The organism is Ruegeria sp. SAZD011 (genome assembly GCF_059612545.1).
On the sequence record NZ_JBXWQU010000001.1, the window covers coordinates 1 to 22,821 of the forward strand.

The window sequence follows — 22,821 nt, forward strand, 5'->3', positions numbered from 1 at the left end:
CAGATGAACAGCCTCCGCCAGATCCTGCGGCTCGAGGCACGGGCCGAGCGGAGCGATGACGCCGAAGCGCGCGCCGAAGCGCAAGCGTTACGCAAACAACTGGCCAAGGACGGCCTCGATGTCGACGGGTTGTTCGCCGCGCGCCTCGCGATCATGAAACAACGCGAAGCTGCGGCCACCAGAGTGAACGAGGACCTCGTCGGCACGAGTGTGCGCCTGCCTGGATATGTGCTGCCCCTGCAATTCAAGGACCGCAAAGCCGTCGAGTTCCTTCTCGTGCCGACGGTCGGGGCCTGCATCCACACCCCGCCGCCACCCGCCAACCAGGTCGTCCATGTGGTCTATCCTGAGGGAATCGAGGTAAACGGACTCTTCACCCCCGTTTGGATCACCGGAACCATGGTCGCACAGAGTTCGGTTCAGGACGTTGGGTATGTCGACGGACAGGCCCCGGTCTCCGTGAGCTATTCTATGCAACCGGTGCTGGTCGAGAGGTACGGCGGATGAACGCCGATGCATTGGGCCGATCGGTGTCTTGGCATGGCGGACGACACGTGGCGGCGAAAGCGTCGCATCCACGAGACATCGGATTGAGATGGGTCGGATAATGCCCCCCAAGAAGGCAACCTGCGGTGCCAGACGAGTACGTCCGCAACACCCGCTGCTTGAGAAGCAGTCTTATAAATATATTAAAATCAATGGCTTAAGTGATAGAGAGGGTTCGACGCCAGGCCCATCCCCTCCGCCACTTGCCCCCGCGAAAGCGTTCTCCCGATCCGGCCGCGGCCGGATTTTTCCGTTGTATTCGAGGGTTATGCGGGAGGGGCTGAGCACTGGCCCCGGCACCAAGAGGCCCGGAAGCGGTCTCTTAGAGCCGATATTCTCCGGACCTCATGACTGCGCGGATTCGGTGATTTTCTTTTAAGTTACTGTACTTGAACAATAAGTTTCCGTGACCAACGTTGCTTTCGATGTCAGGCCCGTCCGCCTCAAATGGAACCGGGATCGAACAACGACGGAGCAAAAAAGGCTGCGCGTGGAGGCTAATCTTCCTGCTCGATTAACGCTGATAGCCGAGCAACGAAGTAGGCGTTCACGAACTCGATCGCCTCACGAACAGGAAACTGAAAATGCTCGTCGAGGTCGTCACCAGAGATCGCGAGTGGCGGTGGCAACGATAGAAGGCCGTAATAGAAGATGATGTGGGCATGGCTGGTCTCCGACACGAACCCGCTCCCGCGGCCATAGTCGGAAAGAAGCATCTGGGTGCGTACGAGTTCCTCGTGGATGATCCGACGCTTGCCGCCGTCGTATGAGCCGTTGCCGCGCTTCACATTGTACGCGTTAATCGAGTGGCGTGCCTCGTCGAAGACCAGGATGTCGACGCGCACATGGAACGCTATACGAGGCGTGGTCGATAGATGCCTCAATTCCCCTAGCGGCAGCGGGTGTCGACCATGATGCGCTCTCGAAAGAGATCGCCGAGCGCCTGCAGCATGACGATGGCTGCAAAGTGGAGGCTGTCGACCTACCCGCCGAAAACGGTGAGAGTCAGGACGTCTTGCTGGCTGTCACCTTCTTCGGCGCCTATGCGAGCCAGAAAACCGTCCAGCCGGACAAGTCGACGAAGCTGCTCTATTTCCGCCCACCTGATGAGATGCTGCTGGTCTATTCGCATGCCCGGCGACGGATCGAGGTGTGTTCGCGCGACAGGGTGGAACGCAAGATCGTCGCCAATCTGTTCGCCGCAGATAGGCGACCTTTCGAAGCCGCAGCGCAAGGAGAAGCTTCCGCAGCTGTTGACGCTCTACGACCTCGCTTCCGAGAAGGCGTCCGGCCAGAACCTCGATGAACTTGGTGTTGCCGCCGACGAGTTGAGCGAGCCGGCGCGATTCAGGACCGAGGCGACGAGGTCATGGTCACGGGCAATCCGGTAGGACGTCCCTTGTGCCGAACGCCGCACTTGCCAGGCCTCGGCTACAGCGTTCGAGCGCGTGCCTGAAACTGGGGTGATGTGACCCCGGTGGGCGAAAACCCGTCTCGCTGTGTCACGAGTTTCCGATGCCAGACGGTGAAGCTGAGATCGCAGTCTTACCGGCGGACTGGCCGTCGACTTCAGAACATTGATCTTCCACTCGGCGTCCGCGCTGTTCGGTATGTCGAGCCGGATGCGGGCAAGCCTGTGGGCTTCATCGCGAGGCCATGGCTTGCCGCCATCGCCGAGGCCCAGCCAGCCCCCGGCGAGAAGGAGACGCTTGTTGCGGTAGACGTAGAAACCCTCCTGCTGCGTCCATCCTCCGGGCCCCGCCGCGGCTTCCTGTTCGGTGGGCTTGAGCATGTCGCGATGTGGAAGGACATGGCATTGCACTGTCACACCTGGACGCCTGGTTCACCGAGACCCCGAATTGTTCCATCAGGTCGCTGCGGTTCACATGTCCCTCCCAGAACAGGCGGAACTCTATGAACTCGAGACGCTGCTCGACACCCCAACGAAGTTCGGACCTCTCGTTGTCCACCGCGGCCTCCCAGCCCCCTGATGCGCATGGTAACTATGCGCGCCCATTTTCTGGGTTGTCGTGAGGCTAGCCAGGGGATGATGATCTGGCAATGAAAATGCTTCTCACAGCAGCAACAATCCCAAACGAAGCGAGCAGCGGCTGCAAATGCTAAGGCCGAAGCGAAGTAGTCAGTAGCCCCAGCCAGAGCTGACCGGGGGATCGCCAAGCGGATCTCTGAGGCCCAAATTCTCTTAACCTGATGACTGCACCGATTTGGTGAATTACTTGTAAGACACTGGCACAATTTGATTTTTCGAGGGTTCAAGCTGAACGCTTCGAACTCAGTGGCGCTCGGCGAGATGGAACACAAATCGAACGTTCGCCAGTACTCGGAGCGGCGTCTGTGATCGCTGCATCCAAGCAAGACGGAATAGGTCCTTCAAGTGAAACTGCCGTTCGTTTCGCGATGTCCGAACTCACACCGGAAAGGCAATTCGGGCCTCTATTTTTGCTTACCCATACTTTCACGAATAGACGCACCCGAACCACTGCGATGTAGTTTGTCATTCATGCATGCCTCTGAATATTTGACGGGAAAGAACTATGACGGCAAGCTGTGGTGAAGTTTCCTTGGGGGGAGGCGGGAATGCGCTACGTCACACTTGTCGTAATCTTCATTCATAGTTTTCTTTTGGCCACTGCGGCGGCGGCCTTTGAAACGGCGCCCGTGCGTGACATTTTTTACGAGGGCACGATCATTCCCGACCAAGAGGGCACATTGGACGTGGACGGAGCCCTGGCCCGCGCGACGGAATTAAAAGATGAGCCCCGAAAGCGCGTCGCCGCAGGTGGCAATTCCTACTGGGTGGTCGACACAGTTTCGAACCTGGGCGACGTCTCTTCGTGGTGGGTCGAAGTCTATGCGGCGCGGTCGGATTTCATAGATCTCTACGTGATCAGAGAAGGTGCAGTCGAACAGCATGTCCAATCGGGGCTGATGCGGCAGGTGACCGAACCGCGCATGTTGAAGAGTATGGGCAGCCATGTCCTACCCTTCACGCTGCCCGCTGGCGAGGCGCGCACTCTGGCCCTTCGGGTTCAATCGCGAAGTCTGATCAATTACTCGATTAAGGTCGGGCCCGACTATGCGCTGAACACCCCCCGCGTCTCTCGGCATTTCGTCGTCTACTCGCTGATGGGGGGGATGCTGTTTTTGATCCTCTACAACCTGTTCCTGGGCGCGGCCTTGCGCGAAGCAGACTATATCCTCTACGCGGCGCATGGGGCGAGCTACTTCCTCTTTTTCTTCAACAGCTACGGCTTCGCGGCGGTGCTGTTGGGCTGGACCGCGCACCCCTGGATCACAGTCTTTGCGGGCTTCGGCATCGAGATCTTTGGCATCGCCTTTGTCCGGCGTTTCCTGCGGGTCCGTGAATGGAGTCCGATCCTGTACTGGATGATGACTGTTTGCCTGGTGGTACTGATCGCGATGGTCCTCGCCACGCCCTTTGTCGGTTACCTGAAAATGGCAGAACTCTGGATGATCACCTATGCCTTGGTGCCTTTCCTGGTCCTGTCGACAGCGGTGATCGGGATCTTTCGTGGTGTGCGCCAATCGCTCTACATTCTCGTAGGATGGACGCCCATGGTCGCGATGACGCTGACGGCGATAGCCGCCATGATGGGCTTCGTCGATAATCCTCCGTCCGGTGCCGCGATAAATGCTTCGGTGCTGCTGGAAATGCTGGTTCTGTCCCTCGCGCTGGCCGATCGGGTTCGCCAATTGCGCGGCGAACGAGAGCAGGCGATCCGGGAGGGACGCGAGAAATCCACATTTCTGGCCTTGCTCAGCCACGAAGTGCGTACCCCTCTGAACGGGATCATGGGTACGGTCGAGCTGCTGGGCCGTACCCCGCTGGACAGGACACAACAGGGATACGTCAACAACCTGAGCCACGCGGGCAAAGCACTATTGTCGCTCATCAACGACATCCTCCAGCTGGCAAAGTCGGAGGCTGGAAAGGCGGAACTCCATCTTTCTCGCGTGGACCTGGTCGCATTGACGCGGAGCATGTGCAACCTGATGAGCGCACGCGCCGCCGAGAAGGGGCTGGAGCTTGCGTTTCGGACTGAGGGCAGTCTACCCGGCAATGTGGCCGCGGACGAGGCCAGGCTGCGGCAAGTGTTGCTGAACCTGATCGGCAACGCGGTGAAGTTTACTGACAAGGGCCGGGTCGAGGTCGTACTGCGCGGGGAACCGTCCGAAGGTGGTCAGGTACGTGTGACATTCGAGGTTCGCGACACCGGGATCGGCATTGCCGAGAAGGACATGGAACGCCTTTTTCGCCCCTTCGTGCAGCTGGACGAAGGTGGAGGCCGGGACACCGAGGGCACCGGGCTTGGCCTTTCGATTGCGCACGATCTTGTCGGACTCATGGGTGGATCGTTGGCAGTCGAAAGCCGTCCGGGACGTGGCAGCCGTTTTTTCTTCACCTTGAACCTCGAAAGCCTGCCCGAAGAAAGCGGGAAGGCGGCCGAGCAGGTATTGATCCCTGTACCGTCCGGCGTGCGAGTCCTTGTTGTCGATGACGTGAAGTTAAACCGCGACGTGCTGCACGACCTGCTGCTGCACTTCGGTCACAAGGTGACGACCGCCGCGACCGGCGCTGAAGCGCTTGAACTGGTGGCGACCCAAGGCTTCGAAGTGGTTATTACGGACATCTTCATGCCGGACATGGACGGCCTGGAACTGGGTCGGCGATTGCGCAGGCAGAAGTATGCGGCGCGCCTGGTGGGGCTGACAGCCGCCTACGACGAACAGCTTCGGATGGATTGCGCGGCTGCCGGTTTCGATCTTGTCCTGTCCAAACCGGCCAGCGGCGATACTCTGCAACTCGCAATCAGCGGGGTGCTGGAGATGCCGGGAGCTGCCGAAACCGGGGATGCGACCAAGATCCGGCGGTTCGAGCCTCGATACGTGGATAGCTACGTTGGTACGCTGGGCGCCGAGCATGTCCGACATCTCGTCCATGATTTCCGTCAGACCATCGAAATCGAAACTGCAATGGCCGCCGACGCGCTGGAGAGCGGAGACAGCGCGGCATCTTCTAAGGCCCTGCACAAGATGGCAGGTGCTCTGTCGACAGTTGGCTTGTTGCGCCTCGGAACTCGTCTGGAGACCACGGCGAGCGCGCTGCGGTCTGGATCAAATCCCACTGTGGATCTCGAAGCGATCCGGGCAGAGTTGGCAGACGAGATAGCCGAACTCGAGACCTACCTGAACAGCAAGATGGCTCTCGAGGATGGATACGCTGCCTGAGTGGTCACGCTTTGGGCGGGCGCAGTGTATAACCGATGCCAGTGACTGTGACGATCATACCTTCACCGTCCGTTCCCAGCTTGCGCCGGATCCGGCTGACAAGGACATCGACGGTACGTTCGGTCGATGTCTCCTTGCCCGTTGAAATGGCGTCGAGCAGTTGACCCCGAGTTTGTATGCGGCCCTGCGACCGGAAAAGGGCATTCAAGAGGTTGAATTCGGCACGGCGCAAGTCGACCGGAACGCCGGCCGGATCCCTCAGAACCCGCCCGTCAGGATCAAGGCTCCACCCGCCCACATCGATCCGGGTTTCGTCAGTTTTGGACAGGGGGCGGATCAGGCGCCGTAGTCGCAAGACCAGTTCACGCGGTTCCACGGGCTTGACGACAAAATCATCGGCGCCGAGTTCAAGCGCTGTCAGGCGTTCGTCGAGACCATCGCAGGCCGTGACAACGACCACCGGTGCGCTTGTTCTTTGACGTATGCTTCGAAGTAGAGCGATGCCATCCTCGTCCGGCAGCCCAAGGTCGAGCAGGATGGCAGCGATGGACCAGTGGTCGAGTTCAGCCAGTGCCTCCTGGGCGCTCCCTGCCCGAACCGTTGAAAATCCCTCGTTCTCCATCAATGCACTCAGGAGCCCCTGAACGAAGAGGTCGTCCTCGACGACCATAACACGCGGCCTGACTTGCTTTGTCGGCACTTTCGCCTCCCGCCGTGACACACCGTTTAACAATCATGCAACAGCGATGCGAAACTCAAGCAAAATTCTTGCCGTAAGGTCAACTTGCGGCCAGCGCCAAATCCGGACCGGAGCCGTGCCCCACCCTTCACCGATGGAGGATTGCAATATGAATGTCATTTCCAGAAATTTTGGCGTTTGTGCCGCCCTCGCCATAGGCCTGCTGATGCCGGCCGAGACTCTGGCAGAAAGTTCTATCCACTTTGCATCGACCGTCCAGCCGGACAGCCTGCCAAAGGGCAAGCGTAGCTCCTTGGACTTATATATGACGGCCGAGGAAGCCTCGGCATTCCTCGCGCAAAACCCCGACGCACTGCTGATCGACATACGCACCCGGGCCGAGGTTTTTTTCGTCGGAATCGCCGAGGAGGCTGACAAGAACATTCCCTACATGGTCATGGATGAATTCTGGGAATTCGACGATGTAAAAGGTGCCTACAAGATGGAGGTCAACTCGAATTTCGACAAGGATGTTGCCGACCTGGTTCGGGAAAAGGGGTTGTCGAAGGACAGCCCGATCATCCTGATGTGTCGTTCCGGCAGTCGCAGCGCTCGGGCTGCGGATCTCTTGGCGCAGGTTGGTTATTCCAAGGTCTTTTCGGTCGTCGACGGCTTTGAAGGGGACAAGGGTACGGATGGCGCGCGCGGCGTCAACGGCTGGAAGAACGCACATTTGAGTTGGTCTTACAAGATTCGCCCCGATCAAGCCTACTGATCGGTTCAATTGTCGATCCGGAGCGGGTTGCTACCGCTCCGGTACAGACGGACACATCAAGCAATGCGGGACCTATCAGATTACGGCGAATGGGTTGATGTCGGGCACCGCCTCAGGGCAATGCGATTGCAGCGGGGCGTAACGCAGACCGTCTTGGCCAGAGCGCTTGGATTTGCGCATCCATCTTCAATCTCGAACATCGAAAAAGGCCGCCGTGCCGTTTGCGAGGAGGTCCTGAAGCGCTTTGCCATAGTGCTGCAATGCGATATCGAAGAGTTGGGCGGCAAAGGGAAGTGACATACAGATGCCCAAAAAGGCTGAACGCGTCGATGTCTGTTTCAGGGGAAAACATTTTACATACCGCGCAGGTGAAACCGACGTGAGGGCGTTCTGGTTTGGTAGACCGTTCGATTAGAGTATCCGACCTTTTAGGTATGACTGATCCGGTTCATGCTTCACCGAAAGGAAGCATGAATGACCATCTCGAAAGAAATTCTGGACGAACTGCTGCAGGGCGTTGAGCGCCCTGAAGACTTGCTCGGCGATGACGGGCTGATGAAAGAACTGAAGATCAGGCTCATGGAACGGATGCTCTTGCGCCGTACGGTCCGCTTTTCCCAAAAGCGGGTAGCTATCTCATCGCTGCGTAGCCGTTTGATGTGTCAAGAGCGGACGAAACGGGTATTCGACCTGCGCGCTTTTAAGGCAGCAACCGACCCACGCGAGCCTTTCGTCGGGCTTCCAGCGAACGGCTGCGGCGAACTCCACGTCGAGAGTTTACTTCGTCACCTGTCCGGAGGCGAACAACTGTGGCGCAATAGCGATCATCACGACGTTGTCCGATGGCGTCAGGCCGAGCTTGCCGCAAAGGCGCTCCGACGCCATGTTCCCTTCGCGAATGCCCGTGAAGAAGCACCCGTAGCCGAAACGGGTCCGCATTTCCAACATTGACCTCGCCCCCAGTAATAGGGCGATCCCCTGCCCACGCCTTGCTTGGTCGGTTGCCAGCATCCCCCACCAGGCCAGACCCGCCTTCGGGTGATCGGGATGGAACTGCGCGACTGCAGCGGTGGACCCGACGATTCGGCCCGTCCCGTCCCGGGCGAACAGGCAGACCGCCGGGCGGCAATGGCCCCGCATGAAGGCCCCCATCGGGAGAAGCACGTCGCAGGACCCCGTCAGAGCATCAAGTTGCGCCATGTCCTCCGCCGAGGTTTCGTCATCCACCGCGACGATCTCAAGGTCCGACGGCAGAGGTTTCGACCCTATTATTCGCTCCGCGGTGGCGAGTGTCCCTTCGCTACCTTGCCAGGAGACGTACTGGTCCGTTCTCAGTCCGGCACGTTCGAGCGCATCGCGGCGTAAAACGGCTTCGGCCTTGTGCAGCCCCTCGACCGAAGACGCTCCCTGAAGCCGTGCCAGCGCAATCTGAGTGTCGACGTTTGTAGCCGTGGTGTCGGCCAAGCCTACTGCGCGCCCATGGCAGCAGAACCGAAGATCGTCCTTCAAAAGCGTCCAGATGTCGGCTGCGCGCCGCTGGAGGGCTTGCTGGTTGGGCCCGCCAAAGAACTCATCGACAAATGCGCCCATGAAAACTCCGATCCACGTCAGGCAATTGAAAGTCCGGTTCACGGTGCCCGTCAGATCAGCCAATGACAACCCTCATTCAACCCGGGCATTTCCCGCATATCTCCAGCTTGTTCGACGTGTCTCCCCCTTGACCCTTCACTGATCGCCACGCAAAGGTCCGATTGCCGCTCTTCGTGGCGAATGCGGCGCCTAACACCAAGGTCTAAATCGGGCTCGACTGAGACATCTGCGCGTTTTGGTCAGGTGGGCGGCAGAAAAGATGCCGATCAACTTCACTGACGGCTCAGCGGGCTTTCCTGACGTTCGAGTATCTTCGTTTTCGAGCAACTTTCGGCTATTATGTTCGCCAATTCTCGAATTTTGCACGGTGAGCCACATGAAAATCCGGCTGTTGAACGAGAATCTTGTATCCGACCTTTGCTGGCTGGCGGAATATGGATTCTCGGCTTGGATCGAATACGGTGATACTAAAATCCTCTTCGATACGGGCTGGTCCGATGTATGGCGTCGAAACGCCGAGACCGCAGATATTGATCTGGACAAGGTGGACGTAATAGCTCTGTCCCATTTCCACAGCGACCATTCTCGTGGCTTGCTGTTTCACTCCTTCAAACAGAAGAAAAAGCTTGTCCTGCACCCGCGTGTCATGACTGCACTCCTCGATCCATTCATCGAGCCGGTTGATCGCCATCTCCCTCACAAATACGCAGAGATTGAACAGAAGATCCGCGCTGATTTCCAAGTTGTTGAAGCACAAGAGCCGTTGGAATTCGTACCTGGAGCTTTCTTCCTTGGCCAAATTCCCAGGGTCACATCTTTTGAGCGCGGATATTACTACGAAGACCCGATGGACGACGACACAGCTTTGGCTTTTCGGACTGAACGCGGAGCGGTAGTGGTCACAGGATGCTCGCACAGTGGTATTTGCAATATTTGTACCCATGCCAAGGAAGTCACAGGGCAGGACTTGTTCGCCGTCATCGGCGGATTTCATCTGGTCAATCCAGAAAAGCCTGCGGTGAATGAAACAATTGACTGGTTCAAAACAGAGAAAATCCCACATCTCCTTCCCGTTCACTGCGTTTCGTTCGACATCCAAGCCCGCCTTCAAACCGAATTTGGCTACGAACGTCCTGGTGCCGGTTCATTGATCGAACTCTAGCAAGTGATGTGGCAACTCTGGGCTCGATTACCCAGTTCGCTGCGCTCGGCACAAACGGCCGCTTCAGGCGTTACGTCCGACGTGCTCCGGCTGCGCCATCCACGCCAACGGAAAAGGCTCCAGCGCCCTCGCAAGCGTCACCTCCGGTCCCTGCTTCCCGTCCAGGATCGCTTCAACGATGTCGGGTGCGAGCAGTGTCAGGCGCAGCACGCGTGTCATGTATGAGGGCGCAATCCCCTCGCGCTCGGCCAGTTCGGCGATGGTGACGAACTCACCCGACTCCAGAAACCTCTTCCAACGAAAGGCGCGCGCCAGCGCCTTGACCAGGACGCTGTCTGTCCGGTGCGGCTGAGTGGCGCCGTCTGGTAGCTGCATCTCTTTCCGCCCGCCGCGCTTCACGATGCGGAACGGGACATGGAGCGTCACAGTCTCCGGGATCGGCGTGCTGCGGTTCATGCGGCCGCCTCGATGCCGCCGGCCGTCACCTCGCGCTCGAACTGGGCGAAGGACAGCAGGATGTTCAGCGTCAGCCACCCCATGGAGGTGGTCGTGTTGAACGACTGCGTGACCGAGACGAACGTGACGCTGTTACGGTCGAACACTTCGACCAGCTTGGCGAAATCGGCCAGCGAGCGGCTGAGGCGGTCGATCTTGTAGACCACGACCACGTCGACCAACCCGTCCTCGATGTCAGCCATCAGTCCCTTCAGGCCGGGCCGTTCCAGCGTGCCGCCGGAGATGCCGCCGTCATCGTACTGATCGCGGACCAGCACCCAGCCCTCGGAGCGCTGGCTGGCGATGTACGCCTCGCAGGCCTCGCGCTGGGCGTGAAGCCATGAAAGCCACTGTCCATGAAGCGGGCGCAGCACGCTCCGAACATATTGCGCAGATGCAAGTTGTCCTGGTCGATATCGACCATGGTGACATTGCAGCAAAGCGCAGCCACCTGATCCAGCACCTGGGGCCGCCAACACTCGAAGTCGCATCGGGTGGCGTAACGGCCGAGGGTCAGGACAAGCTGCACCTCTATTGGCGGCTCACGGAGCCTGCCGAGGGGGAGGATATTGTCCGCGTCTGCCGGGCCCGCCAGATGATTGCGGCCAAGGTGGGCGGCGATCCTTCGTTCAAACCTGCGCATTCCCGAGGCCGAGTTCCAGGCCATGCTGGCCCGCGCCGCGGAAGAAGGCGCCCGGCGCGCGCTGGCCGATGTCGGGCTCGAGGGCGAGACCGCCGCGCTCGACATCCGCGACCTGCGCTCTTTGCTCGACTGCATCCGCTTCGTGCGCCGCACCGCCGTGCAGACCAACCGCGCCGTTGGTGGCGCGATGCGTTCCAAGCACATGGACGGTGCGGCCTTCGATATCGCCATGTCGAACCATGACCCGGTCGTGTTCGAGGCGGCGGCACGCGCAGTCGGGTTCCTTGGGTTCGGCTTCTATCCGCGCTCGGGTTTCATCCATGTCGATCTTGGGCCCGCGCGTCAGTGGGGCAAGCGGTTTCCGATCCGAGCGACCTCATTCGCCGAGGACGCGCCACCCGCGCGCGAGGTGTTGGCCGACAGTCGCACAATGAAGGGTGGCGGGGCCGCAGGTGTCGCGACACTAGGCGCGGCCGGGGTCGAGGTCGCGCAAAGCGTCCTCGCGGAAACTCAGTCCGCAGTTCTGCCGCTGGTGCCATATCTCGACACACTCCGCTGGGTGTTCATCGCCGTGGCGCTCGGTGGGATCGGGGTTACGATCTACGCCCGCCTTGATGACTGGAAACGGGGGAAGAGGTGATCGCCAGCATTCTCGGCGGGATCGCCGCCAGCCCATCGATGCGGGCCGCCTTGCGCTATGGGACCATCGCCCTCGCCATCATCCTGTTCCTGCTGTCGTTCCGCCGCGCTGGGGAGCGCGTTGGTCGCCTGGCAGAACGTCTCGAAACCACGGAGAAGGCCAATGAAACTCAACGCCGGATGCTGGAGGCAGCGGCTCGCCGTCCTCGGAATCGCGACGAGCTGGTTGACCGGCTGCGCGACGGCGGATTTTGAAGCAGGCGGTTTAGTGAGATGTCCGCCGGTCGTTGAGTACAGAAGGGAGGTTCAGGCGCGGGCGGCAGGGGAGCTTGCCTTGCTGCCGGAAGACGCAGTGATTGCGGAGATGCTTGTCGACTACGCCGTGTTGCGGGAGCAGGCGCGCCTGTGTTCTCGTCCTTGATCAGAAGCGGACTCGCAGCTTAAGGTCATGCGGCAGCGTAGCTGGTGAACACCTCGGTCGATCCGTCGCGCCGGATCAGGAACACATCGTAGGCTTCGCGTTCACTTTCCGGACCCATGCCGGGCGATCCGAAGGGCATGTCGGGCACTGCTAGGCCCACTGCGTCCGGACGCTCATCCAGCAGACGGCGAATGTCGGCAACAGGGACGTGGCCCTCGATTATGTAGCCATCAATCCGCCCAGTATGGCAGGAGACCATGTTTTGCGGGATGCCGTTGTCTATCTTGTAACGCCTCAGACGCGTACCGCTGCTCTCCTCGGTCGTGACATCAAAGCCGCCGTTCTCGAGTATCTCGATCCAGGCCGAGCAGCAGCCACAGTTTGGGTCCTTCATCACATGGATCGCCGGTCTGGTTTCAGCCATGGCGGGGACCCGCATGGTGACCGAAGCTGCAATCGCGCCGAGCATCAATTCGCGGCGAGAGATCCTGTATTCCACAGATATCACTCCTTCGTCGGGCCATTTCTGCCAGGTAACTCTCTGGAGAAACGAGCGTTTGCTTTCCTTACGCAGACAATCATACACAGTTTGTCCATTTCCTCAGATTTTCAAGTGATCACTTCTTCCTGAACAGGCCGAAATGGAACCGCTGCACGTCGCCCCTCGGCGTGTGGTGTTCGTGCTTCTGCGACCGGATCAAGCGGTAGTCTTGGCCGAGCAGTTTTGCCAGAAGCGTCACGTCATAGCGGGCGACCGGCAGTCCGCTGCACTTCTCCGGGCCATCTGGCGCGAAGGTGCCGATGATGGCGTGAGCTCCCGGCTTGAGGGCCCGGTCCATAACCCGCAGATAGGCTTCCTGATCGGCGGTTTCGATCAGGAAGTGGAACGCAGCCCGGTCATGCCACACATCGAAGCTCCGCGAAGGTTGCCAATCGAGGACATCCGCCATAACCCATTCTACCGGGACGTCTTCAGTCAGCCGAGCGCGGGTATTTGCCAGGGCCGTCGCTGACAGGTCGAGCACGGTGATCCGGCGGAAGCCCTGTTCCAGCAGACAATCCACCAGCCGCGACGACCCGGCACCGACATCGACGATGGCGGCGTCGATGGTTGCCCCTGTCGCGGCGATCAAGTCGAGCGAGATCTGCGGGCGCTCCTCAAACCAGCTGGTCTCAGCATCGGCCTTGCTCTGGTAGACGTCTTCCCAGCGGTTCGATTTGTCGGTCATCGTTCCTCCCTCAGAGACCGATCCGCCGCAGTCGCAACGCGTTGGAGATGACCGAAACCGACGACAGGCTCATCGCGGCCGCCGCGATCATCGGCGACAGGAGAAGGCCGGTGACGGGGTAGAGCAGTCCTGCTGCGATGGGGACGCCAAGCGCGTTGTAAGCGAAGGCGAAGAACAGGTTTTGCTTGATGTTGCGCAAAGTGGCGCGTGCGAGCTTGCGCGCCCGGACGATGCCCATCAGGTCGCCGCCCAGCAGAGTGATTCCGGCGCTTTCCATCGCCACATCCGCGCCCGTGCCCATGGCGATGCCGACATCCGCGGCGGCCAGCGCGGGCGCGTCGTTCACCCCGTCGCCCGCCATCGCGATCTTGTGGCCCTCTCGACGCAACTGGTCGATCAGGTCCTTCTTCGCCTCGGGCAGGATGCCCGCGCGCACTTCGTCGATCCCCAGCTTGCCCGCCACTGCTTGCGCCGTGCGTTCATTGTCGCCGGTCGCCATAATGACCCGCAGACCCTGGGCATGAAGTTCGCGGATCGCCTGCTCGGTGCTGTCCTTGATCGGGTCGGCGACCGCCACGATGCCGACGAGCGCGCCATCGAGAGCGACGAACATCGCCGTCTTGCCCTCGGCGCGCAGGGTGTCGGCATGCGCCTCGGCGGCGCCCGTGTCCAGGTCCATCTCACGCATCATCGCCGCGTTGCCGAGCGCCACGGCACGGCCGCCGACCGTGCCGCGCACGCCCTTGCCGGTGACAGCATCGAAGTCTGTGGCTTCCTCCCGCGGGGCCCCTTGTGCTTCTGCCCCCTCGACGATCGCCTCGGCTAGTGGGTGTTCCGAACCGCGCTCCAGCGCCGCCGCCAGCGACAGCAGGGCGGCCTCGGGAATGTCCGCCAGCGCCACGGTGTCAGTCAGCTTCGGCTTGCCCAAGGTCAGAGTGCCGGTCTTGTCCACGATGAGCGTATCGACGGCCGCCATGCGTTCCAGCGCCTCGGCGTCCTTGATCAGTACGCCCGCCTGTGCCCCGCGTCCTGCTGCCGTTGTGATCGAGATCGGCGTGGCCAGCCCAAGCGCGCACGGGCAAGCGATGATCAGGACGGACACCGCCGAAGCGATCGCGAAGACCAGCGTGGGCTCGGGGCCGACGGTCAGCCAGACGACGAAGGCGACGATGGCGATGACCACGACCGTCGGCACGAATACCGCCGCCACGCGGTCGGCCAGCCCCTGGATCGGCGCGCGCGAGCGGCGCGCGTTCGACACCATCGCCACGATCTGCGCCAGCACCGTGTCCGAACCAACCTTGCCCGCCTCGATCACAAGGGAGCCGTTCTTGTTGATCGTGGCCCCGGTCACCGCATCGCCCGGGCCCTTTTCGACGGGCATCGACTCGCCGGTCAGCATGCTTTCGTCCAGCGACGAGCGGCCGTCGATCACGGTTCCGTCGACCGGGACCGCGTCACCGGGGCGCACGCGCAGCCGGTCGCCCTCCATGATATTCTCCAGCGGGGCGTCATATTCGGTACCGTCTGGCAGGATACGCCGTGCGGTCTTCGGCGCCAGATCCAAAAGCGCGCGGATCGCATCCCCGGTGCGCTCGCGCGCCCGAAGTTCGAGAACCTGGCCCACGAAAACCAGCGTCACGATCACGACCGCTGCTTCGAAGTAGGTGCCGACGCCGTGGCCCATCCGGTACTGTTCCGGAAACACCCCCGGCAGGAACGTGGCGACGATCGAGTAAAGGTATGCCGCCGCCACGCCGATGCTGATCAGCGTCCACATGTTCGGGCTTCGGTTCACGATCGAATCCCAGCCGCGCCGGAAAAATGGCAGCGCCGCCCAGAATATGATGGGCGTGGCCAGCAGAAACTCGAGATAGCTGGCCGTCTGATGCCCGATCCAGTCGCGCACCGGCAGCGCCACCAGTTCACCCATCGTCAGGATAATAAGCGGCACCGCGGCGGCAGCCGAGATCCACATCCGGCGTGTGAAGTCTGTCAGCTCCTCGCTGGACTCGTCGGAGGGCACCATCGGTTCCAGCGCCATGCCGCAGATCGGGCATGACCCCGGCGCATCCCGAACAATCTCGGGGTGCATCGGGCAGGTGTACTGGACGTTGGCCGGTGCGGCCTTCTTTTGTCCGTCGGCCCTTCCCGAGGCATAGAACCACGGATCCGCCGTGAACTTCGTCTGGCATTTCTCCGAACAGAAATGGAAGGGCTCGCCCTGGAACTCGGCGTGACGTCCATCGGGCTTGACTGCAACCGTCATCCCGCAGACCGGGTCCTTCGCCGTCTCGGCCTCCGAGGGCACGTCGGGTGCCGCGTGGTGGTGATCGTGTTCCATGGTCTGTGCGCCTTTTGGTCTTTTTCTCAGCTTGCCACCTCCAGCGGTTGGAAGGTCAAGCCCATTTCAATCTTGGTCGGGAAGGCTCTCTTCAGGCTATCTCCGCATCGCCACCCAGAGCAGCGGTAAGCCCGTCACGAGGCCGAGACCGAGCACTGCCCAAGTCGCGCGCCCAAAGTCTCCGCTGACCGCCTCACCCCCGAAATGGGCGAGCAAGAAGCTTGCCGGAATGATACCGGCCAGCGTGGCGAAGGCGAACCGCCAGGCGTGCAGGCGACTGAGCCCCGCAGCGTAACTGATCATATCGAAAGACACGAACGGCATCAGGCGGCTGGCGAAGACCGTCGCGGTCAACGCGGTCTGCGAGCCGAGCAGCCCGGCATCGACGCGGTCACCAAAGACCCGTCGCAGGACATCATGCCCCAGAACTCTCGCGAGGCCGAACGCGATCAGTGCCCCGAGTTCCGCGCCGATCACGACCTGTACTGTTCCCCAGACATGCCCGTAGGCAGCACCGGCGGCCAGCGCGATGGGCGCACTCGGGATCGGGCTGGCCACGACCGCGAGGGTCATGAGCGTGACGATCAGAACCGGCCCCCAGATCCCGGCGCGCGCCACCAGCATCTCCAGACGCTCGCCGCCTATCAGGCCGCGTGCCTGGTCGAAAGAAGAAGGCGTGAATAGCCAGGCACCGAGCACGGCGATCCCGAGGATCGCCATCACCATGAGGATGATTGCGCGCAACCCCACCTCAGATCGAGGCAACGGCCTTCGCGAGAAGGTCTCAGACCTGGCCCGCAACAGCCGTAAGTTCGCGGTTCTCGATCGCCTGCATCGACGCCACCGGGTCGATGGCGCTGATCTCGACGCCATCTTCGACCTCGCGCAGGATGACGTTGCACGGCAGCATCGCCCCCACACGCGGCTCGATCCCGATGGCGTGATGCGCCATCTTCGGTTTGCAGGCACCAAGGATGCGATAGGCCGGCATCTCGACATCCAGCTTCTTCTTCATCGTGGCCTTGACGTCGATCTCGGTCAGCACGCCGAAACCCTGATCCGCCAGCGCCTTGCGCGCACGAGAGTCAATATCGTCGATACCTGCGCCGGAGATCACGCGATTGATCGTGTAGGTCATTGCGAAGTCCTTTTTCCTATTTCCGAAGATATTTGATCAGCGCCGCTATGGCCAAAACCACCAGCACAAGGATCAACAGGCCGAACAGCCAGCCAAACCCCATCCCGAAACCCATTCCGAAGCCCATGTCGTTCCAATTCATCTTCTCGTCCTCCTAGGCTGCAACCCTAAGGGGCGCCTAATAAACAGGCCTCACTACTGCATGCGCAGTATAGCATAGGATCGGTGTCTGGACGGCGGGGCGCCCTTTCCGGCTTCCGCCTATTGTCGAAGAAGTTTGATCGGTGCCTCTATGGCCAAGATCACCAGTACGAGGATCAGCAGGGCGCAGAGCCAGCCAAGGCCCATACCGGTTCCCGTGTCGTTCCAATTCGTGTTCCCTTCCTTACGGGCAGTTGCTGCACGTTGCGCCGCGCCGTCGGCTGTTGCAGCAACTTTGGGCAGCAAAGCATCTCAGAACTGATCGGCTTCGACATCGACGATGGACAGTAAGGGTACATGAACGAGGTCGCGCAGCGCATCGGCTAAGTACTTTCGTCACCTCATTCGCAATGTGAGCCAAATCAGAAGCGAGATGCCGAGTATCGCCGACAGCGCCGATCCGCCGAGAATACCCAACTTTGCCGCATTCAGGACGGAACTGTCGAATGCGAGGCCTGCGATGAACAACGACATCGTGAAACCGATCCCCGTCAGAAAAGAGCCGGCCAGAATGAAGGGCCACGACAAGCCCGGCGCGAGTTGCGCCAGGCCGGATCGTACGGCAAACCAGCTGAACCCGAGGACGCCGATCGGTTTTCCCAACACCAGGCCGACAATGATCGCCAGCGAGACCGGTTGTACGAAATCGACACCCTGAACCGTGATGCCGGCATTTGCCAGTGCGAAGATCGGCATGATTGCAAAGCCGACCCAGGGGTGCAGCATCATCTCGAGCCGTTCGACTGGTGAGAGCGACTCAGTGACCGCTCTGCCGGCTTGACGCAGGTCGCGGTGGCTTGCGGCATCTCCTTGTCGACGATCGCCGGCCGGAACGGCGAGTACCCGCCCAAGGATTGCACGCAGGCGGGCATCGCTCACCCATATGCGCGTTGGCGTCATCAGGCCCAGAATGACACCTGCAATGGTCGCGTGGACGCCGGAAGCATCGAAGCATAACCAGACTGCCGCTCCCAGAAGGAAATAGACCGGTACACTTCTGATCCCGAGGCGCGACGCGCCTGCGACGATACCAATCCCCAGAAAGCCCAATCCGAGAGCCGACCAGTTCAACGCCTCACCGTAACCGAAGGCGACCACGAGGATTGCACCCACGTCGTCAAAGATGGCCAGAGACAGCAGGAACAATCGCAAGGTGGGCGGGATCCGGCTTCCGAATAGAGCCAGGCACCCGATCACGAAGGCCGTATCGGTTGCCATCACGGTTCCCCAGCCATGTATGCCGGGCTGGCCGGACATCAGCGCAAGATACAGAGAGACCGGCACGACCATGCCACCCAAGGCGCCTGCGAACGGCAGGGCGGCCTGTCGAGGGTTTCGCAATTCGCCCAGCACCAACTCGCGCTTGAGTTCCAGAGAAAGCACGAAGAAGAAAAGGGTCATCAGACCGTCGTTGATCCAGTGCCGCAGAGAGCGGGTGAAATCCAACGAGCCGAATGTGAGGCCGATGGGGGTCTCCCAAAAACGAAGAAAGCCTTCTTGCCACGGCGAGTTGGCCAGCCCCAAAGCCAGCAGAACAGCCAGGAGCAGGAGTCCACCTGCTGCCGCTTCGATCTTCAGGAAGCGTGCGAATGGTTTCGTTATGCTGTCGGCGGCCTCATGGGGCAGGCCTTGATGAGTATCGATCACGGGAGAAGCATACCTTTTGGGGTCCACAGAGTCTTTGCCATCGCAACGCGGCTGAGCTGACCACCAGAAGCAGTTGCCGGCGCCTCAGCCGCGTCCGGGACGGCTCAGGCGGCAAGCGTCCGGGCCTCCGCGAATGAAAGAAGTTTCCGGTGCTTCTCGTCCCATAGGTGCAGTCGTGCGCAATGGAAGCTTTCCCAAAGTGTAATGTGCCTCGTCTGTGCCAGGATCGCGTGATCCGCGATCACCTCGGGCAAGCGGTAGAATGGGATCCGGCTGGCCAAGTGATGCACGTGGTGGACGCCGATATTGCCCGTGATCCATCGCAAGATTCTGGGAAGGTCGTAGTACGAACTGCCGTGAAGGGCTGCCTCGTGGATGTTCCAGGAATCCTCGTGCTGCCAGCTGGTTTCTTCGAATTGGTGCTGGACGTAGAAGAACCACATGCCGACGATAGCGGCCAGAAACATCGTGGGCAGGAACACGAACAGCAGCACGTCCCAGCCGCCCAGCCAGACAACAGTAGTCAAGATGAGGGCAATGGCTGCATTCGTCGCCATCGCGCTCATCCAATAGCGCCGACCGGCTCGCATCAGGTGAACGGGCAGCCGGTTCTGAAAGAAGAAGGTATAGAACGGCACCACCGCGAACAGAAAGATTGGATTGCGGATAGTTCGATAGAGGGCCTGGCCAAGCCATCCTTTCTGCTGATACTCAGTCACCGTCAGGGTCGGGATGTCTCCGACACCCCTCCGGTCGAGATTGCCGGCCGAGGCATGATGAATCGCATGAGTCCGTCGCCAGACGTCGTAGGGCGTGAGTGTGACGACACCAAGCACCCGGCCGATCCAGTCGCAAAGGCGCCGGTCGCGGAACAGGGATCCATGCCCGCAATCGTGCTGAATAATGAACAGACGGACGAGGAAAGCAGCATTCGCCAAGGCCAGAGCTAGGGCGATGGCGGTGCTGATCGTCAGCATCCACCAGGCCGCTGCCCATAATGCGACGAACGGCACGAGGGTGACTGCAAGTTCGAAAACGCTTCGGGAGGGACGCGGCTGGCGGTATCTCGCCAGCGTCCTCGTCCAGTCCGACGCGCTTAGGTGCGTATTGTCCCGTACTGGAACGTTGATACACGAGGGGATGCCGGCATCCGGGGAGACACCTGCGGATGGACCCTCCGGCGCGTGGGCTTGACCCGGCAATGCGCCCGGACGCCGTTCATCATCCCACTGGGCGGAGCGCACATCGCCATCAAGCCCGTCGTTGCTGGGAGGCATGTCCCGATCGTCGGGCGGTTGAAGCGGCAGGTGGGGCAATGGGGAATTAGATCGGAGGGGCAATCTGGGGTCCTCTTTGGTGGAAAGTGTTCGGGTCAAGGCCTGCGTACGGAGTTTTCACCAGCGATGATTCGGTTGATGAGAGCCGCAACAGCTTGGTGCATTTCCGCGTTCGGGCCGGTGTCTTTCTCGTGGGTTGCCGCGGCATCGCGGAGAACCCCGATGATCTCGTGCTCTGGTAGCAGCTTGCGGTCTTTCATCGCCAGCAGAAGCGCTTCGCAGATCGACAGGGCCGCCATGCCGGCATAATCTGTTTTGTCTGGCAACGTGGGCGCTCCTCGCTGTGAATTGGCGTGCATGACTGTGGCGCGCCAGAGTGGTCCGCTCCTTTCTTGCAGGAAATGTGCTAGGATGGGCTGATCTGAAGCAGTGGCTAGGCCTGAATTTTCGCGACTGCCTCCATCAGAACCTGCTGATACTTCGAGGACGTATATGACCGACGAGGCGCACAGCCCCTTCATTCGCAAGCTTTCGGCTTTCGTCGTCTTGTCGGAAGCGGAGCTCGCTGTGCTTGCGCGGCTGCACCGACGCCGCCGGACGTTCGCTGCTGGACAGGACATGGTACATCAGGGGCAATCCGCCCAGACGGCTTACATCTTGTCGGCGGGCTGGGTTTGTTCCTACAAGATCCAGCCGGATGGGACGCGCCAGATCGTCGATTTCCAGGTGCCTGGGGATTTTCTTGGATTGCGCAGCGTGCTGTTACGCACCTCGGACCACAGTTTCGAACCCATTGTTGACATCGAAGCCGTCGAGGTTCTGGCGCATGATCTTCTTGATGCGTTTGCACAGACCCCTCGCCTGGCGACCGCCATTCTCTGGGCTGCGTCAAGGGACGAGGCGATGGTGGTGGAGCACCTTGTCGGGATCGGTCGACGCGATGCAGACGCCCGCATGGCGCATTTCCTGCTGGAGCTGGGATCGAGGCTTGCGCTGGTCGGCATGGGTAGCAAGAAGGGGTTCGACTGCCCGCTGACGCAGTACCACCTTGCCGATACGCTGGGGTTGAGCGCGGTCCATGTGAACCGTGTCCTGCGGCAGCTTCGCGAACACGCCCTGGTAACCTTTCGGAACGGCCGCGTGACGTTTCACGACTATGAGGGGCTGGTGAAACTTGCCGAGTTCGATCCTGCATATCTGGACCAGGCCGGGCCGCTCCTGAAATGAGCGGGCCGCCCTCCGCTGCGCGGCAGGCGACCCCGGTGATCACGTCAAACGCTGGAGGTCACGCGAGAGCGTGGGTCACCGCGTCGAGTTCCTTGTTTGTCTCGGCATCGTTCCTGGCCGTGTTTGCCTTGTCGGCGGCCTGGTAGTGCTTGAGCGCCGTGTCCTTCTTCGCGCCAGCGGGCGCCTTGTCCAACGCGGCCTTCACGGATGTCATTTTCTCGGCGGTCTTGTTCTGTTCGGGAGTCATTGGAAATGTCCTTTCATGGACGATCCGAGAATAAGAAGCGTGCAGACATGCCGACCTTTCTTGGGATCGGCACGCCCACACGCTTCTCAGGTACTCGGAAAAAAATGCACCGCCAAATATTCGGCGGGCACGTCTCACTTAGACGGTATCACCAGTCCCCTGCACTGACGCAGGTTAGTCCCGGCGCTTGTCGCAGGTCGATTGACGTCATGGCACTCACGTCACTACGGTTTGCTGGTGGGAAACCCTCAGCCATGTGTCATCATCGTATAGGTAGGTTGAGGCGCAGAGCGCCTTGTAGATCGGCACATCGGGTTTCTCTGCCGAGACGCGATAGGTGAGAATGGCGATGTCACGACACCGCATCACGCGCCGTTCGGCCATGACAACGGAGCGCCAGCCGGTCCTTTCACGAAGGTGGGTCCAGATCTGATCGCCCTGGAGGATGCCGGGCGGATAGGGGAAGACCATGACGGCGTTGGTCGCAGTCGTTGCCCGCGCGTTGTCGGCGCCACTGGTCCAGAAGTGTTCCTCCATGTCCCAGAGAACGCCCTGTTCGCGAGGCGACAGCGTGCCGGACTTGTGTGCCGCATGTGCCGGTCTGCCCACGGTTGCGGTTGAGACGGTCATTCGCCTGACCCTGACCCGCCAACCATGAACATCTGAAACAGTGCGAAGATGATCGCGAGCACCGCCCAGATCGCTCCGCTTGTTCCTGGCCGGCCGCCGGCCACCGTCGAGGCGGCTCGCTTCAGACTACCTGACGCCCGGTCTTCGGGGAGCAGCTGGCTCAAGTCTCGTGCGACCTTACCGTGATCGCTGGCGAGCGCAGGAACGTCCCGAAACCGGGCAAGCAGCGTTCCCAATCGCGCTCGCGCGGCGTCGCGCCCCAGCATGACCAGTTCAGCGGTTTCCTTCCATGGATCGAGGCCAAGCCGCGCAAGCGTGGAGAGCACGGTCACGGCATAGCCGTTCCGGTCCTCGCCGACGGAGGCATGGAGAAACCGATCGAACTCGGGCGGGTGCGGGTTGAGAACACTGGGGTCGGCCATTGCCAATCCTTTCAAGGGTTGCAGGAACGCAGATCGCCCCTGTTTCCCAAAGGATACGCGCAGGTCGGTCCCCGCGCCCTTACACAGGTCAGTGCGGGCAACCGCCCCCGGGGAGGTCGCAGCCGGTTCCGTGCCCGGGACTAACATGCGATAGCGCCAGTCGAACGATCACGGCGTACAAGAGAATAAATCGTTCGACTGGTCCGTCCCGAACTCCAAGGGGCCGTCAACAGTGGTG

At 60.7% G+C, this 22,821-nt stretch carries 25 protein-coding genes and 2 pseudogenes; 9 read left to right on the top strand and 18 right to left on the bottom strand.

Annotated features, from left to right (window positions below; all coding sequences use genetic code 11):
- The coding region (locus AC2FLM_RS00005) for a DUF3299 domain-containing protein (RefSeq protein ID WP_496854555.1) at positions 1-507 on the top strand (507 nt) is incomplete at its 5' end.
- 536 nt (positions 508-1,043) lie between these two features.
- Here the strand turns inward: AC2FLM_RS00005 and AC2FLM_RS00010 are convergent.
- A complete protein-coding gene (locus AC2FLM_RS00010) occupies positions 1,044-1,391 on the bottom strand; it encodes a hypothetical protein (protein ID WP_496854557.1) in 348 nt (115 codons plus the stop codon).
- Positions 1,392-1,513: 122 nt separating this feature from the next.
- Here AC2FLM_RS00010 and AC2FLM_RS00015 point away from each other — a divergent pair, with 122 nt between their 5' ends.
- Complete coding sequence (locus AC2FLM_RS00015) at positions 1,514-1,852, top strand: hypothetical protein (RefSeq protein ID WP_496854559.1); 339 nt, start codon at positions 1,514-1,516, stop codon at positions 1,850-1,852.
- 526 nt (positions 1,853-2,378) lie between these two features.
- On the opposite strand, the pseudogene AC2FLM_RS00020 reads toward AC2FLM_RS00015, so the two are convergent.
- A pseudogene (locus AC2FLM_RS00020) lies at positions 2,379-2,516 on the bottom strand (BrxR family helix-turn-helix transcriptional regulator); the annotation flags it as partial.
- A 628-nt stretch (positions 2,517-3,144) separates the two neighbouring features.
- Between AC2FLM_RS00020 and AC2FLM_RS00025 the strand changes: the two are divergent.
- Positions 3,145-5,817, top strand: coding sequence for a hybrid sensor histidine kinase/response regulator (locus tag AC2FLM_RS00025; protein WP_496854561.1), 2,673 nt, complete (start codon positions 3,145-3,147; stop codon positions 5,815-5,817).
- A gap of 4 nt (positions 5,818-5,821) precedes the next feature.
- Here the strand turns inward: AC2FLM_RS00025 and AC2FLM_RS00030 are convergent, their stop codons facing one another.
- Entirely contained in the window at positions 5,822-6,487 is a 666-nt protein-coding gene (locus tag AC2FLM_RS00030) for a response regulator transcription factor (RefSeq protein WP_496854563.1), read from the bottom strand.
- A 178-nt stretch (positions 6,488-6,665) separates the two neighbouring features.
- On the opposite strand from AC2FLM_RS00030, the gene AC2FLM_RS00035 reads away from it, so the two are divergent.
- Both AC2FLM_RS00035 and AC2FLM_RS00040 read left to right on the top strand, forming a co-directional pair.
- Positions 6,666-7,271 (top strand): rhodanese-like domain-containing protein, encoded by a 606-nt coding sequence (locus AC2FLM_RS00035; RefSeq protein ID WP_496854565.1) that lies wholly within the window; start codon positions 6,666-6,668, stop codon positions 7,269-7,271.
- Positions 7,272-7,334: 63 nt separating this feature from the next.
- Positions 7,335-7,568, top strand: a complete 234-nt coding sequence (locus AC2FLM_RS00040; protein WP_496854567.1) for a helix-turn-helix domain-containing protein — start codon at positions 7,335-7,337, stop codon at positions 7,566-7,568.
- 480 nt (positions 7,569-8,048) lie between these two features.
- On the opposite strand, the gene AC2FLM_RS00045 is transcribed toward AC2FLM_RS00040, so the two are convergent.
- Positions 8,049-8,924, bottom strand: a complete 876-nt coding sequence (locus tag AC2FLM_RS00045; RefSeq protein ID WP_496854569.1) for a GNAT family N-acetyltransferase — start codon at positions 8,922-8,924, stop codon at positions 8,049-8,051.
- A 313-nt stretch (positions 8,925-9,237) separates the two neighbouring features.
- Between AC2FLM_RS00045 and AC2FLM_RS00050 the strand changes: the two genes are divergently transcribed.
- Positions 9,238-10,023 carry an MBL fold metallo-hydrolase gene (locus AC2FLM_RS00050; protein ID WP_496854571.1) on the top strand — a complete coding sequence of 262 codons (786 nt, stop codon included), beginning with the start codon at positions 9,238-9,240 and terminating at the stop codon, positions 10,021-10,023.
- A 63-nt stretch (positions 10,024-10,086) separates the two neighbouring features.
- Here AC2FLM_RS00050 and AC2FLM_RS00055 read toward each other — a convergent pair whose 3' ends face one another.
- On the bottom strand, positions 10,087-10,479 hold the full coding sequence (locus AC2FLM_RS00055; RefSeq protein ID WP_496854573.1) for a hypothetical protein: 393 nt from the start codon (positions 10,477-10,479) through the stop codon (positions 10,087-10,089).
- Positions 10,480-10,499: 20 nt separating this feature from the next.
- Positions 10,500-10,892 (bottom strand): annotated as a pseudogene (locus AC2FLM_RS00060) (recombinase family protein); the annotation flags it as partial.
- Positions 10,893-11,183: 291 nt separating this feature from the next.
- On the opposite strand from AC2FLM_RS00060, the gene AC2FLM_RS00065 reads away from it, so the two are divergent.
- The gene (locus AC2FLM_RS00065) at positions 11,184-11,801 is read left to right on the top strand and encodes a DUF6127 family protein (protein ID WP_496854575.1); all 618 of its coding nucleotides are present in this window, start codon (positions 11,184-11,186) and stop codon (positions 11,799-11,801) included.
- Entirely contained in the window at positions 11,798-12,055 is a 258-nt protein-coding gene (locus AC2FLM_RS00070) for a hypothetical protein (protein WP_496854577.1), read from the top strand. Before AC2FLM_RS00065 ends, AC2FLM_RS00070 begins: the two co-directional genes overlap by 4 nt.
- 191 nt (positions 12,056-12,246) lie before the next feature.
- Here the strand turns inward: AC2FLM_RS00070 and AC2FLM_RS00075 are convergent, their stop codons facing one another.
- The 9 genes from AC2FLM_RS00075 to AC2FLM_RS00115 all read right to left on the bottom strand — a co-directional run bounded on the left by AC2FLM_RS00075 (position 12,247) and on the right by AC2FLM_RS00115 (position 20,356).
- Positions 12,247-12,690 carry a DUF411 domain-containing protein gene (locus AC2FLM_RS00075; RefSeq protein ID WP_496854786.1) on the bottom strand — a complete coding sequence of 148 codons (444 nt, stop codon included), beginning with the start codon at positions 12,688-12,690 and terminating at the stop codon, positions 12,247-12,249.
- 148 nt (positions 12,691-12,838) lie between these two features.
- Positions 12,839-13,450, bottom strand: a complete 612-nt coding sequence (locus AC2FLM_RS00080) for a class I SAM-dependent methyltransferase (RefSeq protein WP_496854579.1) — start codon at positions 13,448-13,450, stop codon at positions 12,839-12,841.
- 10 nt (positions 13,451-13,460) lie between these two features.
- Positions 13,461-15,794, bottom strand: coding sequence for a heavy metal translocating P-type ATPase (locus tag AC2FLM_RS00085; RefSeq protein WP_496854581.1), 2,334 nt, complete (start codon positions 15,792-15,794; stop codon positions 13,461-13,463).
- Between the two features lie 96 nt (positions 15,795-15,890).
- Complete coding sequence (locus AC2FLM_RS00090; protein ID WP_496854583.1) at positions 15,891-16,544, bottom strand: TVP38/TMEM64 family protein; 654 nt, start codon at positions 16,542-16,544, stop codon at positions 15,891-15,893.
- Positions 16,545-16,578: 34 nt separating this feature from the next.
- A complete protein-coding gene (locus AC2FLM_RS00095; RefSeq protein WP_496854585.1) occupies positions 16,579-16,932 on the bottom strand; it encodes a DUF302 domain-containing protein in 354 nt (117 codons plus the stop codon).
- A gap of 16 nt (positions 16,933-16,948) precedes the next feature.
- The gene (locus AC2FLM_RS00100; RefSeq protein WP_268888901.1) at positions 16,949-17,074 is read right to left on the bottom strand and encodes a hypothetical protein; all 126 of its coding nucleotides are present in this window, start codon (positions 17,072-17,074) and stop codon (positions 16,949-16,951) included.
- A gap of 395 nt (positions 17,075-17,469) precedes the next feature.
- Positions 17,470-18,780 (bottom strand): Na+/H+ antiporter NhaA, encoded by a 1,311-nt coding sequence (gene nhaA, locus AC2FLM_RS00105; protein WP_496854587.1) that lies wholly within the window; start codon positions 18,778-18,780, stop codon positions 17,470-17,472.
- A gap of 104 nt (positions 18,781-18,884) precedes the next feature.
- Complete coding sequence (locus tag AC2FLM_RS00110) at positions 18,885-20,057, bottom strand: fatty acid desaturase (protein ID WP_496854589.1); 1,173 nt, start codon at positions 20,055-20,057, stop codon at positions 18,885-18,887.
- Between the two features lie 95 nt (positions 20,058-20,152).
- On the bottom strand, positions 20,153-20,356 hold the full coding sequence (locus AC2FLM_RS00115) for a hypothetical protein (RefSeq protein WP_496854788.1): 204 nt from the start codon (positions 20,354-20,356) through the stop codon (positions 20,153-20,155).
- A gap of 193 nt (positions 20,357-20,549) precedes the next feature.
- On the opposite strand from AC2FLM_RS00115, the gene AC2FLM_RS00120 reads away from it, so the two are divergent.
- Positions 20,550-21,284 carry a Crp/Fnr family transcriptional regulator gene (locus AC2FLM_RS00120; protein ID WP_496854591.1) on the top strand — a complete coding sequence of 245 codons (735 nt, stop codon included), beginning with the start codon at positions 20,550-20,552 and terminating at the stop codon, positions 21,282-21,284.
- Positions 21,285-21,342: 58 nt separating this feature from the next.
- On the opposite strand, the gene AC2FLM_RS00125 is transcribed toward AC2FLM_RS00120, so the two are convergent.
- From AC2FLM_RS00125 to AC2FLM_RS00135, 3 genes are all read right to left on the bottom strand, one after another.
- The gene (locus AC2FLM_RS00125) at positions 21,343-21,531 is read right to left on the bottom strand and encodes a hypothetical protein (protein ID WP_496854593.1); all 189 of its coding nucleotides are present in this window, start codon (positions 21,529-21,531) and stop codon (positions 21,343-21,345) included.
- A 216-nt stretch (positions 21,532-21,747) separates the two neighbouring features.
- Positions 21,748-22,161, bottom strand: coding sequence for a hypothetical protein (locus AC2FLM_RS00130; protein WP_496854595.1), 414 nt, complete (start codon positions 22,159-22,161; stop codon positions 21,748-21,750).
- Positions 22,158-22,583 carry a hypothetical protein gene (locus AC2FLM_RS00135; protein WP_496854597.1) on the bottom strand — a complete coding sequence of 142 codons (426 nt, stop codon included), beginning with the start codon at positions 22,581-22,583 and terminating at the stop codon, positions 22,158-22,160. Before AC2FLM_RS00135 ends, AC2FLM_RS00130 begins: the two co-directional genes overlap by 4 nt.
- Positions 22,584-22,821: the final 238 nt, after the last annotated feature.

Excerpts from the sequence above, each read along its gene's own strand:
- AC2FLM_RS00110 (WP_496854589.1), bottom strand. The coding sequence starts at position 20,057 with ATGCCTCCCAGCAACGACGGGCTTGATGGCGATGTGCGCTCCGCCCAG.
- AC2FLM_RS00115 (WP_496854788.1), bottom strand. The coding sequence starts at position 20,356 with ATGGCGGCCCTGTCGATCTGCGAAGCGCTTCTGCTGGCGATGAAAGAC.
- AC2FLM_RS00135 (WP_496854597.1), bottom strand. The coding sequence starts at position 22,583 with ATGGCCGACCCCAGTGTTCTCAACCCGCACCCGCCCGAGTTCGATCGG.
- AC2FLM_RS00030 (WP_496854563.1), bottom strand. The coding sequence starts at position 6,487 with ATGGTCGTCGAGGACGACCTCTTCGTTCAGGGGCTCCTGAGTGCATTG.
- AC2FLM_RS00065 (WP_496854575.1), top strand. The coding sequence starts at position 11,184 with ATGCTGGCCCGCGCCGCGGAAGAAGGCGCCCGGCGCGCGCTGGCCGAT.
- AC2FLM_RS00080 (WP_496854579.1), bottom strand. The coding sequence starts at position 13,450 with ATGACCGACAAATCGAACCGCTGGGAAGACGTCTACCAGAGCAAGGCC.
- AC2FLM_RS00035 (WP_496854565.1), top strand. The coding sequence starts at position 6,666 with ATGAATGTCATTTCCAGAAATTTTGGCGTTTGTGCCGCCCTCGCCATA.
- AC2FLM_RS00125 (WP_496854593.1), bottom strand. The coding sequence starts at position 21,531 with ATGACTCCCGAACAGAACAAGACCGCCGAGAAAATGACATCCGTGAAG.
- AC2FLM_RS00120 (WP_496854591.1), top strand. The coding sequence starts at position 20,550 with ATGACCGACGAGGCGCACAGCCCCTTCATTCGCAAGCTTTCGGCTTTC.
- AC2FLM_RS00100 (WP_268888901.1), bottom strand. The coding sequence starts at position 17,074 with ATGAATTGGAACGACATGGGCTTCGGAATGGGTTTCGGGATGGGGTTT.
- AC2FLM_RS00095 (WP_496854585.1), bottom strand. The coding sequence starts at position 16,932 with ATGACCTACACGATCAATCGCGTGATCTCCGGCGCAGGTATCGACGAT.
- AC2FLM_RS00075 (WP_496854786.1), bottom strand. The coding sequence starts at position 12,690 with ATGCTCGGCGCGATTGCAGCTTCGGTCACCATGCGGGTCCCCGCCATG.
- AC2FLM_RS00040 (WP_496854567.1), top strand. The coding sequence starts at position 7,335 with ATGCGGGACCTATCAGATTACGGCGAATGGGTTGATGTCGGGCACCGC.
- AC2FLM_RS00050 (WP_496854571.1), top strand. The coding sequence starts at position 9,238 with ATGAAAATCCGGCTGTTGAACGAGAATCTTGTATCCGACCTTTGCTGG.
- AC2FLM_RS00025 (WP_496854561.1), top strand. The coding sequence starts at position 3,145 with ATGCGCTACGTCACACTTGTCGTAATCTTCATTCATAGTTTTCTTTTG.
- AC2FLM_RS00085 (WP_496854581.1), bottom strand. The coding sequence starts at position 15,794 with ATGGAACACGATCACCACCACGCGGCACCCGACGTGCCCTCGGAGGCC.
- AC2FLM_RS00130 (WP_496854595.1), bottom strand. The coding sequence starts at position 22,161 with ATGACCGTCTCAACCGCAACCGTGGGCAGACCGGCACATGCGGCACAC.
- AC2FLM_RS00055 (WP_496854573.1), bottom strand. The coding sequence starts at position 10,479 with ATGAACCGCAGCACGCCGATCCCGGAGACTGTGACGCTCCATGTCCCG.